This is a genomic window from Glutamicibacter sp. V16R2B1, assembly GCF_005774635.1.
Classification (GTDB): Bacteria; Actinomycetota; Actinomycetes; order Actinomycetales; family Micrococcaceae; genus Glutamicibacter; species Glutamicibacter creatinolyticus.
Genome location: NZ_VATX01000008.1, coordinates 19,908 through 33,758 on the forward strand (window position 1 = coordinate 19,908; position 13,851 = coordinate 33,758).

The following is a 13,851-nucleotide window of genomic DNA, read 5'->3' on the forward strand; positions in this document are numbered from 1 at the left end:
TGTTTTTGCTGTCATTCTTTATGGAGCGTCATTTTCATCACAGGGAAGTTCAATGGATTACATCAACGGCGGCATTGTCGCCTTATACCTCGTGGGCATGCTGGCCTTCGGCTGGTGGGGCAAGTCTCGCACCCATTCCACGAGCGATTACCTGGTGGCCGGCCGACGGCTGGGACCGGTGCTGTACACCGGAACCATGGCCGCCGTCGTGCTTGGCGGGGCCTCGACCGTGGGCGGCGTGGGCCTGGGCTACCGCCACGGCATCTCCGGGATGTGGCTGGTGGTGGCCATCGGCATCGGGGTCTCGGCCCTCTCACTGTTCTTCGCCCCGAAGATTCAGCGGCTGAAGATCTTCACCGTCTCCCAGATGCTCACCCTGCGGTACGGTTCCCGGGCCGCGACCAACACCTCGGGCATTGTCATGCTGGCCTACACGCTGATGCTGTGCGCCACCTCCACCGGCGCCTACGCCACGATCTTCATGGTGCTCTACGGCTGGGAACGCTGGCTGGCCATCCTGGTCGGCGGCGGCATTGTGCTGATCTACTCCTCCATCGGCGGGATGTGGTCCATCACCCTGGCCGACCAGGTGCAGTTCTTCATCAAGACCGTGGGCGTCTTCTTCCTGATGCTGCCCTTCGTGCTGGGTGCCGGCGGCGGCTGGTCGGCCATGCAGCAGCGCCTGGATGCCACCTTCTTCCAGTGGGACGGCATCGGACTGCAGACCATCATCACCTACTTCGTTGTCTACGGGCTGGGCCTGCTGATCGGCCAGGACATCTGGCAGCGGGTCTTCACCGCCCGCAGCGACAACGTGGCCCGCTGGGGCGGGCTGTCGGCCGGCATCTACTGCATCATCTACGGCGCGGCCGGCGCGATCATCGGCATGGCCGCGCGCGTGGCGCTGCCGGGGATCGCGGCCGAGGCCGAACAGAACCCGGACGCGGTCTACGCCGAGGTGGCCCTGCAGGTGCTGCCGCTGGCCGTGGGCGGGATCGTGCTGGCCGCCGCGGTGGCCGCGATGATGTCCACCGCCTCCGGCGCACTGATCGCCGCCGCCACCGTGGCGCGCACCGACGTCGCCCCGTTTGTGGCCAGCTGGTTCGGCCGCGACCTGCAGCGCGATGAGCAGAAGAACCCGGAACACGAGGTCAGCAACAACCGCTGGTGGGTGTTCGGGCTGGGCGTGGTCATCATGATCCTGGCGATCGTGGTGGACGACGTGGTCGCCGCGCTGACCATTTCCTATGACATCCTGGTCGGCGGGCTGCTGATCTCCATCCTCGGCGGGCTGATTTGGCGCCGCGGCAACGGGGTGGGCGCGGCCTGGTCGATGGCCGCGGGCACGGCGGTCACCCTGGGCACGATGATCTACCTGGAGATCGGGGCGAAGAACACGTTCGACGGGGTGTACGCGAACGAACCGATCTACTTCGGCCTGCTCGCCTCGGCGTTGACCTACATCGTGGTCTCGCTGGCCACCGGGCGCACCGACGCGCAGGTGCTGGCCAGCTGGGATCGGCGGGTGGCCGGCGAGAGCAGCGTGGAGGGCGTGCAGGACTCCGCGGTGCGCTAAGCACAGGTCATAGCGGCCGCATAGCCGCAGCTGTGCCGGAACCCAATACCGGTGCATATCCTCAAAGGCACCATCGGGCAACAGGCCCGGTGGTGCCCTTGGTTTTAAAGCTGCCCCGGATGCACAAAGGAGCCGTCATGACATCCACCCCGCCAGGACGCTGGTTCAACAACCGCCCCCTGCCCCGCCCGGGCGAAGACTTGGAGGATCAGGGGCTGGGGTTTGACGTGCAGACCCTGATCGACCGGCGCCAGATGCTCACCGCCATGGGGCTGGGCACCCTGGCCTTCACCCTGTCCGCCTGCGCCCCCACCGCCGGAACCGGTTCACGGGACGCGGCTGAAATCCCCGAGGAGACGGCCGGCCCCTACCCCGCGGACGGGTCCAACGGACCGGACGTGCTGGAGCGTTCCGGGATCGTGCGCAGCGATATCCGTTCCAGCTTCGACGGCGCCACAGACACCGCCCAGGGCATCGACATGCAGCTGCAGCTGCGCATCCTGGACAGCGCGAAGGACAACGCCCCGATGATCGGGGTGGCCGTCTACGTCTGGCAGTGCGACCGCCAGGGCCGCTACTCGATGTACTCCACCGGGGTGCAGGAGGAAAACTACTTGCGCGGCGTGCAGCTCAGCGACCAGAACGGGATGGTGCGCTTCACCAGCATCTTCCCGGCCTGCTATGCCGGGCGCTGGCCGCACATCCACTTTGAAATCTACCCGGACGAGCATTCGGTCACCGATGCGGCCAACGCGATCGCCACCTCCCAAGTGGCACTGCCCCAAGAGGCGTGCGAGCAGGTGTACGCCACCGTCGGCTATGAGCCCTCGGTCAAGAACCTGGCCGCGGTGAGCCTGCGCAGCGACAACGTCTTCGGCGACGACGCCGGCGCCGGCGCCAGCCAGCTGGCCGCCGTCACCGGCAGCAACACCGAGGGCTACCGGGTGAGCCTGGAGGTCCCGGTCGATACCCGCACCACACCGGGTACCGGGCAGGAGCCGGGCGCCGGTGAGCGCCCCGGCGCCCGGCCGCCGACCCGGCCCGCGGCGAGCGCTGCCCCGTAAACACCCCCTGTTGCCGCGGCGGCTGCTGCACTAGACTGCAGCCCATGGACAGCGAAGTCACCGCGCGCAAGCAGCGTTTGCGCCGCTACCTGGATCATGCCCGGCAGGCGGCGCTGTGGAAGGCCGAGAATCTGGACGAAGCCCAGCTGCGTCGGCCCATGGTGCCCAGCGGCACCAACGTCCTGGGGGTCATCAACCACCTGGCGGTCATGGAATTCGGCTACTTCAGCTATTGCCTCAAACGCCCGGTGGACAGTCCCCGGGCCGTGCAGGCCTTCACCTCCGAAGACCCGATGGCGGACTTCGTGGTGGAGGCGGACACCGGCGCCGCCGACGTGCTGCAGTTCTACCGCCAGGCGATCGACGCGGCCAGTACCGCCTTCGAGGAACTGGAGCTGGACGCCCCGGCCTCGGTGCCCTGGTGGGGTGAGGACAGTGAAACCACTCTGGAGCACCTAATGCTGCACATGGTGGAGGAAACCTCCCGCCACGCCGGGCACCTGGATCTGGTGCGCGAACTGATTGACGGGCAGACGGGCCTGTCCGCGCAGAACGGGAACCTGCCGGAGTTCAGTGACGAGCAGTGGAAGGAACATTACGCACGGCTGAAGAAGATCGCCGACTCCGTGTAGCATCGAAACGTAGCTTCACGAGATGCGGCGCCAAGCTCCGACTGGCCGCACACCAACCCCAGGTTCATGGGTGGTTCGGATGAGGAAGCGGTCCGCGGCACCAGCTTGTGCCCGGGCAAGAGCTAGCCTGAAAGGCCGGTGCCTGCGATGCACGCCGTTCCCGTCCTGCCGCTGATCGACCTGCACAGCGGAGAAGTGCAATTTACCCTCCATGGCGCCTGGCAGGTGCTGCACACCAGTGAGCCGCAACGGCTGCTGCGGCTGCTCACGCGCGCGGCCGGCCCGGCCCGGTTCGATCCGGCCCACGGGCGGCTGCTGGTGTTCCTGCCCCGGCGCGGCACCAGCGGCGGGCGTCCGGTAGCTTTTAGCCTTGCCAAATTCCCCGCCCACCCCTCGGTCACTACACTGGATGCCGATGACGGACGCGCCGCGGAGCACCGCGGGGTCCGTCCCCTGCCACAGCTGCTGTAGGCAGGAGGCCTGACTGAGGAGATTCACTGCCGTGATGACCGTCAATCCCCCTTCTTCCCCCACCCCGGCGCAGGTTCGGCGCTGGCGCAAGTACCTGGCCGATGAGATCGCCGAGGGTGCGATCTACCGCGAACTGGCTTCGCGGCGTACCGGGCAGGAACGCCAGGTGCTGCTCGGACTGGCCGAAGCCGAGGCCCGCCATGAGGCGCACTGGCGCGAACTGCTCGGCGACCAGGCCCGACCCAGCCGCCCCTCGCTGCGCCGCACCGTGCTGCGTTTCCTGGCCCGGCACTTCGGGTCGGTGTTCGTGCTGGCCCTGGCCCAGCGCGCGGAGGGAGATTCCCCCTACGCCAAGGACGCTGACGCCCCGGCTCACATGGCCGCCGACGAACTGGTGCACGAGGAAGTGGTGCGCGCCCTGGCCACCGCCGGGCGCACCCGGCTGGCCGGCAACTTCCGGGCCGCGGTGTTCGGCGCCAATGACGGGCTGGTCTCCAACTTCGCGTTGGTGCTGGGCATCGGTGCCACCGGGGTGGCCTCCTCCTTCGTCCTCTTCGCCGGCATCGCCGGCCTGCTGGCCGGCGCGCTGTCCATGGCGGCGGGCGAATATGTCTCGGTGCGTTCCCAGCGTGAACTGCTCACCGCCTCCCGGCCCACCCAGGTGACGCTCTCCGCGGCGCAGGACCTGGACCTGGACGCAAACGAACTGGTGCTGATCTACAAGGCGCGCGGCATGAGCGATGAGGACGCCGAGCACCGGGCCGCCGAACGCATGGGGCTGTTCACCTGCGACTGCAACCCCTCATTCTCACTGCAGCCGGAGCTGCGCGGTGAGGAGCTGGCCCGCGAGCACGAGGAACTGGGTTCGGCCCCGGGGGCGGCGGCTTCCTCGTTCCTGTTCTTCGCCTCCGGCGCGGTCGTGCCGATCCTCCCGTTCATCTTCGGGATGTCCGGGCTGCCCTCCATCATCCTGGCCGCCGTCCTGGTGGGAGCGGCCCTGATGTTTACCGGCGGCGTGGTGGGTCTGCTTTCCGGGGCCTCGCCCCTGAAGCGCGGGTTGCGCCAGCTGGCCATCGGCTGGGGCGCCGCCGCGGTGACCTACTGCCTGGGTCTGCTGTTCGGCGCCCCCGTCGCCTAGCCCATTCGGCCGGGTTGCGCCCGCCGGCCGGTGCGCACGCGGGCGGGGATCCGGCGGCGCGGAGGTGTTGTGCACATTCGATGACCCCAACTTTCCCTGCCAGCTCCGAACGTGAAACGATGAGAGGATGACCAACGCCGTACCCCCGCAGGTAGATGGCAGGACTTTGCTTGCCTACCTGGGAAACTTGCCATACTTCCTGGGCCAGCAGCTGGCTGGCACCCCGGGCGCCGTCAGTGGCGTGCATTTTGCTGCGGATAATGCGGAACTGCGTGGTGAGGTCAAGGACGAGAACGACACGTTCCAGCCACGGGTGCAGCTGGAACGGGCCACCACGGGATGGCAGATCCGCCAGGCGCAGTGCACCTGCGAGGTGGAGGGGCCCTGCCGCCACGAGGCGGCCCTGGTGCTGGCGGCGAACAAACTGGCCACGGCCCGGCAGGCGCAGGAGCAGGTGCAGGAGCAGCCGGAGCGCGGCTGGCAACGCAGCATCGATGACTGGTTTGAACAGGCCGACCCGCTCAACCCCATCGGGGTGACCCGCTCGGCCGCGGACCCGGTCAACCCTATGGGGCTGCAGTTCCTGGTGTTGGACGTCAAGAACCAGGCCCAACAGCAGTGGCTGCCCTCGGGCACCACCCAATTCCTGAACCGCAACCAGCGTTTCCGCCTCGGGGTGCGGCCCATGGTGCGCGGCGCGGACGGCCGCTGGGTGCGCGGTCAGCTGCGCTGGACCACCATCGTGTACAAGACCTTCGGCTGGAACCTGCTGTACTCACAGCACCACTGGTTTACCCGCTTCGCCGCCCTGGCCCGCAGCAACACGCAGCTGCAGTTCAAGCAGGACGAGGACTGGCTGTTCTTGGACAACTATTCCTCACCCCTGCTCTGGCCGATGCTCAACGAGGCGCAGCACCTGGGCATCGAACTGATGGGCACCCGCAACGACACCGAGGTGCAGGTCGGCGCACGCGCGGAATTTGAGCTGCAGGCCGCCCGTGAGGACGACGCCCTGCTGCTTAGCGGCACCCTGACCCTGGACGGGCAGGAGCATGAGTTGGACCCGGACAGTCCCGCCGGAACCATCGGGGACCACGGCTTTTACCTGCAGCCGCAGGACAGCCGGAGGATTTGGCTGGCACCCAGCGCCCAGCCCATCGCCGCCCAACACCGGCGCTGGTTCATGAACCGCACCCCGTTGCGGATCCCGGCCGCGGAGCAGGAGCAGTTCTTCACCCGGGCCTACCCGCGCCTGGCCCGCCGCTTCCCGCTGCGCAGTGCCTCCCCCGACCTGGTGCTGCCCGAACTCGAGCCGCCCTACCTGGCGGTGGACATCCACTACACCAAGACCCGGCCGGAACAGGACAAGAGCGGGCAGGGTGCCCCGGCGCGGCTCGCCGAGGACCTGGCCGAGGTCAACTTCGCCATCCGCTACCCGGGAATCCCCGATGACCAGGTCGTCCCCGACCAGGCGCAGGAGGAGCTGCTGCGCGCGCTGCTAAACCGGGTGCTGCTTGAAAGCACCGGGCGGGAGAACGATGCCCTGGATCCGCGCATCTACCAGGGCGACGGGCTGATTGACTTCGTCTCCTACACGGTTCCGGCGTTGCGCGCAGAACAGCGGGTGCGGCTGAACGAAACCGGCGTCCGCCCGGTCTACCGCAAGCTGTCGGAGCTGCCCGAACTGAAGATCAATGCCGTGGACTCTGAGAAGAACGACTGGCTGGACCTGGGGCTGTTGATCACGGTCGGCTCCCATGAGGTCCCGTTCTCCACGATCGTGGAGGCCCTGAGCAACGGGGCGATGAAGGTCAAGTTGCCGGACAACAGCTGGTTCTCCCTGGACCACCCGATCTTCGCCAAGCTCAAGGCCCTGGTCGACGAGGCCCAGATGCTCAACGACAAGCCCAAGGACGCGGATCTGAAGGTTTCGGTCTTCCAGGTTTCCCTGTTCGAGGAGCTGAACGACCTGGCCGACGGGATCGACGGCGCCGATGTGTTCGTCGCCCGGATGCGTTCACTGCTGGACATTGCCGGGCAGGAGCCTCCAGCACTGCCCGAGGGCCTGCAGGCCGAGCTGCGCCCCTACCAGCTGGAGGGGTTCGGCTGGCTCTCACGGCTCTACCGCGGCGGATTCGGCGCGATCCTGGCCGATGACATGGGCCTGGGCAAAACCCTGCAGGCGATCGCACTGATGCTCCACGCCCGGCAGCTGTGGGAGCACCCGCACTCACGCCAGCAGCTGCCAGCAGCCCAGCGCACCCCGGCTCCCTTCCTGGTCGTGGCCCCCAGCTCGGTGGTCTCCAACTGGGAGATGGAAATCCGCCGCTTCGCGCCTTCGCTGCGGGTCACCAGCATCGAGGGCAAGCTGCCCTCCGAGCGGCGGCTGGCCGAACTGGTCGCGGAGAATGACGTGCTGCTGACCACCTACACGTTGCTGCGCCTGAACGACGAAGCGTACGCCGCTCCCCGGTTTGCGGGCCTGATCCTGGATGAGGCGCAGTTCGTGAAGAACCGCAACACCAAGGCGCACCGCGCTGCGGCCGAAATCCGCGCCCCATTCAAGCTGGCAGTGACCGGCACGCCGATGGAGAACAACCTGGGGGAACTCGGCGCCCTGCTGGCACTGGTGGCTCCCTCGCTCTTCCGCAGCACCAGTACGTTCAACCGGCAATTCGCCCGGCCCATTGAGACGCTGGGCGACAAGGACCGTCTGGCACTGCTGCACCGGAGGATCAAGCCGTTCATGCTGCGGCGCACCAAGGAGTCGGTGGTGCTTGACCTGCCGGCCAAGCAGGAGCAGCAGGTGCTAGTGCGGCTGAACGACGAGCACCAGCATGTGTATGAGACGCACCTGAACCGGGAACGGCAGAAGATTCTGAATCTGGTGCAGGATATGGACCGCAACCGGTTCACGATCTTCCAGTCGCTAACCCATCTGCGGATGCTCGCCCTGGACCCGGCGCTGGTCGACCCGCAGCTGGCAGACATCTCCTCTTCCAAGCTCGATGCCCTGTTCGAGAACCTGGAGGACGTGATCAGCGAGGGTCACCGTGCGCTGGTGTTCTCCCAGTTCACCTCGTTTTTGAAGGTCTTTGCCCAGCGGCTGACCGAACGGGGCATCGCCTTTGAGTACCTGGACGGCTCCACCCGACACCGCTCGCAGGTCATTGAGGATTTCAAGGCCGGCACCGCCCCGTTGTTCCTGATCTCCCTCAAGGCCGGCGGGTTCGGGTTGAATCTGACCGAGGCCGACTACTGCTTCCTGCTGGATCCCTGGTGGAACCCGGCCGTTGAGGCCCAGGCGATTGACCGGATCCACCGCATTGGGCAGCAGAACCGGGTGATGGTCTACCGGCTGATTTCCCAGGGCACCATCGAGGAGAAGGTGGTGGCGCTGCAGGAAAACAAGCGGCAGCTGATCTCCACGGTCATGGACGGAGCCGACGGGTTCGCCAAGTCGCTCACCGCGCAGGACATCCGCGACCTGCTGGAATAGCGGCCTGCCCGCTCAGTCCACCGTTTGGCATAACAGTGTGATAAACATTGTCATCAAATCAGCTTATTGTCAGTCCGGGGCGCTATATTCGATATGCGTGCACGGTGCCAAACGTCCCCCACACAGGCGAGCACCAGTCCACGCGCCCATTTGCCAACAATGACGTTCGGCAAAACAACGAAGAACCGAAGGCGGTCATATCCGTGTCCCTGATTAAATCGGAGACGCTAGGTGCCCCGAGCGACGACTGGTTAGCTGCCAGGGTCAGCACCGAGCACAACAGTGTGGTCATTGAAACTGAGCAGGAACAGCTCGTCCTGGAAAACGTTCACCTGCTGGAGAAGCTGCGCCGGGTCGTCGCCGCTTCGCTCACCGAAATCTTTTACAACCCGAAGCACCGGATGCTGCTGATTCCTGGGGCCTTCGTGGTGGTCGGCTCCTCCTTCCTCCGGGTGGACACCGACGCGGCTGGCGGGCTGCGCGACTAGGCGCCGCTCACCGGGGACGGTGACCGTCCCCGGTACGGCCGCAGAGGGGTCCGCAGGGGCAGCGCTGGGGCCTTCCCGCATCCGTCTCTTGGAGGGATCGTCGCGTCCTGCTGCGGACGCCCCCCCCACACCGCACCTGCCGAAGATAACGGAAAACCCCACTGCCTTGAAACCAATTGGTTTTAAGGCAGTGGGGTTTTTCAGGCCCGCAGTGCGGGTGCCAGGCAGCTTACAGCGCCTCGTACACCTCGCGCAGCAAACGAGCGGTCTCGCTCGGGGTCTTGCCGACCTTCACACCAGCGGCCTCCAGGGCCTCCTTCTTGGCCTGGGCGGTGCCGGCCGAGCCGGAGACGATGGCGCCAGCGTGGCCCATGGTCTTGCCTTCCGGAGCGGTGAAGCCAGCCACGTAGCCAACAACCGGCTTGGTGACGTTCGCCTTGATGAACTCGGCAGCACGTTCCTCGGCGTCGCCGCCGATTTCGCCGATCATCACGATGGCCTTGGTCTCCGGGTCAGCTTCGAAGGCCTCCAGGGCGTCGATGTGGGTGGTGCCGATGACCGGGTCGCCGCCGATGCCGATGGCGGTGGAGAAGCCCAGGTCACGCAGTTCGTACATCATCTGGTAGGTCAGGGTGCCGGACTTGGAGACCAAGCCGATCGGACCCGAGCCGGTGATGTTGTTCGGGGTGATGCCCACCAGGGCCTCACCCGGGGTGATGATGCCCGGGCAGTTGGGGCCGATGATGCGGGTGATCTGCTTGCCGTTCTCGTCGACCTTGGACTGGGCCAGCGCCCAGAACTCGGCCGAGTCCTGCACCGGCACGCCTTCGGTGATGACCACGACCAGGCCAATCTCGGCCTCAATGGCCTCGACGACCGCATCCTTGGTGAACTTCGGCGGCACGAAGACGATCGACACGTCAGCGCCGGTCTCGGCCTTGGCCTCGGCCACGGTGCCGTAGACCTTGATGTCCTTCTCGCCGTGGGTCACGGTGGTTCCGGCCTTGCGGGCGTTCACGCCGCCGACGATGTTGGTGCCGGCCTTAAGCATCAGGGCGGTGTGCTTGGTGCCTTCGCCGCCGGTGATGCCCTGGACGATGACCTTGGAGTCCTTGTTCAGGTAAATGCTCATTGTTCGCTAATCCCTCTTACTTGTTGGCCAGCTCGGCGGCCTTGTCGGCGCCCTCGTCCATGGTTGCTGCCAGGGTCACCAGTGGGTGGTTGGCTTCGGCCAGAATGGCGCGGCCTTCCTCCACCTTGTTGCCGTCCAGGCGAACCACCAGCGGCTTGTTGGCCGAGTCGCCCAGGGTGTTCAGTGCGCCCACGATGCCGTTGGCCACTGCGTCACAGGCGGTGATGCCACCGAAGACGTTCACGAAGACGCTCTTGACCTGCGGGTCGTTCAGGATGACGTCCAGGCCGTTGGCCATGACCTCTGCCGAGGCGCCACCACCAATGTCCAGGAAGTTGGCCGGCTTCACGTTGCCGTGGTTCTCGCCCGCGTAGGCGACGACGTCCAGGGTGGACATGACCAGGCCTGCACCGTTGCCGATGATGCCCACTTCGCCGTCCAGCTTGACGTAGTTCAGGCCGTTGGCCTTGGCCTTGGCCTCCAGCGGATCGGCTACGGCCTTGTCCTCCAGCTCTTCGTGCTGCGGGTGACGGACCTCTGAGGCGTTGTCATCCAGCGAAACCTTGCCATCCAGGGCAACGATGTCCCCGGCGCCGGTCTTCACCAGCGGGTTGACCTCGACCAGGGTGGCATCCTCTTCCTTGAAGACAACCCACAGCTTCTGCAAGGTCTCGGCGACCTTGCCGCGCAGTTCCTCGGCGAAGCCGGCAGCCTCGACGATCTCGGCGGCCTTGGCTGCGTCGATACCGACCAGCGGGTCAACGGCGATGCGGGCCAGTGCCTCCGGGCGCTCTTCGGCCAGCTGCTCGATCTCCATGCCGCCTTCCACCGAGCACATGGCCAGGTAGTTGCGGTTGGCACGGTCCAGCAGCACCGAGAAGTAGTACTCTTCGGCGATGTCGGCACCCTGGGCGATCATGACCTTGTTCACGGTGTGGCCCTTGATGTCCATACCGAGGATGTTCTGTGCGTGCTCGAAGGCCTCATCGGCGGTCTTGGCGACCTTTACGCCACCGGCCTTGCCACGGCCGCCGACCTTGACCTGAGCCTTGACAACAACGACGCCGCCAATCTTCTCTGCGGCGGCCTTGGCTTCCTCGGGAGTGTAGGCGACGATGCCGGCAAGCACGGGAACGCCGTGTGCCTCGAAAAGATCGCGCGCCTGGTATTCATACAGGTCCACGGGTATGTGTCCTTCGTTCGAAGTTCAAGCTGACTCACGGCACGATGCAATGCACCGCACCCAATGGAGAGCGCAGAGCAACACGTCGGCGTGATTTCCGGCGCCTTGGCCCGTGCGCATCTCTCAGACTAGCGCGACTTTCCGATAGTTCACAGTTTTACCGGCCGTAGAGAAAACGGAGTCACGTGTTTTCGGTCCCAGCCGGTGGCCAACGGGCGTGAATGCGCCCTAGCCATCGACCAGTTCCAGGGGCGCATAACGCAGCAACAGACGTTTTTCGGAGTCTTGGAATTGCACCTTGGCCACGGTCTTATCCCCGGCCCCTTCCAACGCCAACACCGTTCCCTGCCCAAAGCTGGCATGCTTGACCTGCTGGCCCACCTTGGGAATCACGATGTCTTTGTTCTGTTGGACACGTTGCTTGGACACCGGTGCCGCCACCCGATTGGCAGCGGGCGCCGAGGTGCCCGCGCCCCAGTGGCTGCCGCGCTCGTACCGGCTGGTGGCGAAGTTCAGTGACCCGGAGCCGCTGCCCCAGCTGCCCCCAAATGCGCCCACCGATCCCTCGCGCTTCCAGTCGATGAGGGAGGCTGGGATCTCCTCCAGGAACTGGCTGGCCGGGTTGTACTGCGACTGTCCCCAGAGGCTGCGCTGTTCCGAGCGCGTCAGGTAGAGCCGTTCCCGGGCTCGGGTTAGCCCCACATAGGCCAGTCGGCGTTCCTCGGCCAGTTCCTTTTCATCCGTCATTGAGCGCTGGTGCGGGAATACGCCGTGTTCCATGCCGGTGAGGAACACGACCGGGAACTCCAGCCCCTTAGCCGTGTGCAGGGTCATCAAGGTGACCATGCCTTCCTGCGCGGCCATGGCTGCACCCTCCGCGTCGCTGGGGGCTTCAGGAATCTGGTCGGCGTCGGCGACCAGGGCCACGCGTTCCAGGAAGCCTTCCAACCCGCCCTCGGGCTCTTCATTGACGTAATCGCGCACCACGGCAACCAGTTCGGCCAGGTTTTCGACGCGTGATTCATCCTGCGGGTCGTTGGAGGCGCGCAGCGTTTCCAGGTATCCGGTCTGTTCCAGTACCGCTTCCAGCGCCTCTGCCGGCCCGGATCCCTCGGCCACGGTCTGCAGGTCATCAATCATGGAGACGAATGCGGCAATCATCTTCTGCCCGCGCGTTCCGAGGCCCGGTGCCTGCTCGGCCTGGCGCAACGCCTGCATGAAAGTGATTCGCTCCCGCTCGGCCAGGGCCGCCACCGCGCCTTCGGCCCGATCGCCGATGCCACGTTTGGGTTCGTTCAGGATCCGCCGCACGTTTACGTCATCGTCCGGGTTGACTAGGATCCGCAGGTAGGCCAATGCGTCCTTGATTTCCTTGCGGTCGTAGAAGCGCGTGCCGCCAACCACCCGGTATTTCAGGTCCACGCGCATCAGCTGCTCTTCCAGCGCACGGGACTGGGCGTTGGTGCGGTAGAAGATGGCCACATCTCCGGGACGCACCTGCTGCTCGTCGTTCAGCCGCAGGATTTCCTCCGCTATCCACCGGGCCTCGTCGGACTCGGACTCCCCTACATACCCAACGATCTGTTCACCGTCCCCGCTGGCGGTCCACAGCCGTTTGGCGTTGCGTTCCGGATTGCGCTTAATCACCTCGTTGGCCGCCGACAGGATGTTCTGGGTGGAACGGTAGTTCTGCTCCAGCTTGATCGTGGCTGCCTGGGGGTAGTCCTTTTCAAACTCCACGATGTTGCGGATGTCAGCGCCGCGGAAGGCATAGATCGACTGATCCGAGTCGCCCACAACAGTCAGTTCCCCCGGTGGGGTCTGCCCCTGGGGGCCAGTCAGTTCGCGCACCAGCGCGTACTGGGCATGGTTGGTGTCCTGGTATTCATCGATCAACACGTGGCGGAACCGGCGCCGGTAGTTGTCCGCCACCGCCGGGAAGGCACGGAACATGTAGACGACCTGGGCGATCAGGTCATCAAAATCCAGCGCGTTTGCGGAGCGCAGTCGTTGAGCGTAACCGCGGTACACTTCAGCCACGGCACGGGAGAACGGATCATTGGTGTTGATTGACGAAGCGTAGTCCTCCTCGTCGATCAACTCGTTCTTCAGCGAGGAGATCTTGTGCGCGATGGCCTTGGGGGTGAATCGTTTGGGATCCAGTTCCAAGCCCTTGGCGATCATGGTGATCAGTCGCAGGCTGTCGGCAGAGTCGTAGATGGAGAAACTCGACTTTAGCCCAATGGTGGCAGCCTCGCGGCGAAGAATGCGCACGCACGAGGAGTGGAAGGTTGAGATCCACATTTTCTTTGACTGTTCTTCACCGATCAGGTCGGAGGCACGCTCGCGCATTTCCGCGGCGGCCTTGTTGGTGAAGGTAATGGCGAGGATCTCGTGAGCGCGGGCCCGGCCGGTGGCCAACAGGTAGGCAATTCGGTGGGTCAGCACACGGGTCTTGCCGGAACCGGCACCGGCGACAATCAGCAGCGGCCCGCCGTGATACTTCACCGCCTCGGCCTGCTGCGGATTCATTCCAACCAACAGTTCATCGGCATTCGGCAGGGGCTTTACTGCCGGTTCGGGAGTGAAGTCGTCAAAGAGAAAATCCATGGTGGTGCCAGTCTACGTCGCACCTGGGACACTTGCCGCGATGCACCCGGCATAATGG

General features: G+C 65.5%; 10 protein-coding genes and 1 riboswitch. Of the genes, 7 read left to right on the forward strand and 3 right to left on the reverse strand.

Annotation, left to right across the window (positions count from 1 at the left end; translation table 11 throughout):
• Positions 1-52 precede the first annotated feature (52 nt).
• The 7 genes from FDN03_RS05255 to FDN03_RS05285 all read left to right on the forward strand — a co-directional run bounded on the left by FDN03_RS05255 (position 53) and on the right by FDN03_RS05285 (position 8,868).
• On the forward strand, positions 53-1,576 hold the full coding sequence (locus FDN03_RS05255) for a sodium:solute symporter (RefSeq protein ID WP_138174798.1): 1,524 nt from the start codon (positions 53-55) through the stop codon (positions 1,574-1,576).
• A 137-nt stretch (positions 1,577-1,713) separates the two neighbouring features.
• Positions 1,714-2,640, forward strand: a complete 927-nt coding sequence (locus FDN03_RS05260; protein WP_138174800.1) for a 3,4-dioxygenase subunit beta — start codon at positions 1,714-1,716, stop codon at positions 2,638-2,640.
• Between the two features lie 44 nt (positions 2,641-2,684).
• The gene (locus FDN03_RS05265) at positions 2,685-3,272 is read left to right on the forward strand and encodes a DinB family protein (RefSeq protein ID WP_138174802.1); all 588 of its coding nucleotides are present in this window, start codon (positions 2,685-2,687) and stop codon (positions 3,270-3,272) included.
• A 13-nt stretch (positions 3,273-3,285) separates the two neighbouring features.
• Positions 3,286-3,400, forward strand: a riboswitch (SAM riboswitch).
• A gap of 19 nt (positions 3,401-3,419) precedes the next feature.
• Positions 3,420-3,743 carry a hypothetical protein gene (locus FDN03_RS05270; RefSeq protein WP_138174804.1) on the forward strand — a complete coding sequence of 108 codons (324 nt, stop codon included), beginning with the start codon at positions 3,420-3,422 and terminating at the stop codon, positions 3,741-3,743.
• Between the two features lie 34 nt (positions 3,744-3,777).
• Positions 3,778-4,881 carry a VIT1/CCC1 transporter family protein gene (locus tag FDN03_RS05275; RefSeq protein ID WP_138174806.1) on the forward strand — a complete coding sequence of 368 codons (1,104 nt, stop codon included), beginning with the start codon at positions 3,778-3,780 and terminating at the stop codon, positions 4,879-4,881.
• Positions 4,882-5,008: 127 nt separating this feature from the next.
• Positions 5,009-8,380: a DEAD/DEAH box helicase gene (locus FDN03_RS05280; protein ID WP_138174808.1), complete on the forward strand. Its 3,372-nt coding sequence runs from the start codon at positions 5,009-5,011 to the stop codon at positions 8,378-8,380.
• A 203-nt stretch (positions 8,381-8,583) separates the two neighbouring features.
• Entirely contained in the window at positions 8,584-8,868 is a 285-nt protein-coding gene (locus FDN03_RS05285) for a hypothetical protein (protein ID WP_138174810.1), read from the forward strand.
• A gap of 229 nt (positions 8,869-9,097) precedes the next feature.
• Here the strand turns inward: FDN03_RS05285 and sucD are convergent, their stop codons facing one another.
• The 3 genes from sucD to pcrA form a co-directional block, all read right to left on the reverse strand.
• The gene (gene sucD, locus FDN03_RS05290; protein WP_138174812.1) at positions 9,098-10,000 is read right to left on the reverse strand and encodes a succinate--CoA ligase subunit alpha; all 903 of its coding nucleotides are present in this window, start codon (positions 9,998-10,000) and stop codon (positions 9,098-9,100) included.
• 16 nt (positions 10,001-10,016) lie between these two features.
• A complete protein-coding gene (gene sucC / locus FDN03_RS05295) occupies positions 10,017-11,183 on the reverse strand; it encodes an ADP-forming succinate--CoA ligase subunit beta (RefSeq protein ID WP_138174814.1) in 1,167 nt (388 codons plus the stop codon).
• Between the two features lie 228 nt (positions 11,184-11,411).
• On the reverse strand, positions 11,412-13,793 hold the full coding sequence (pcrA, locus tag FDN03_RS05300; RefSeq protein WP_138174816.1) for a DNA helicase PcrA: 2,382 nt from the start codon (positions 13,791-13,793) through the stop codon (positions 11,412-11,414).
• Positions 13,794-13,851 lie beyond the last annotated feature (58 nt).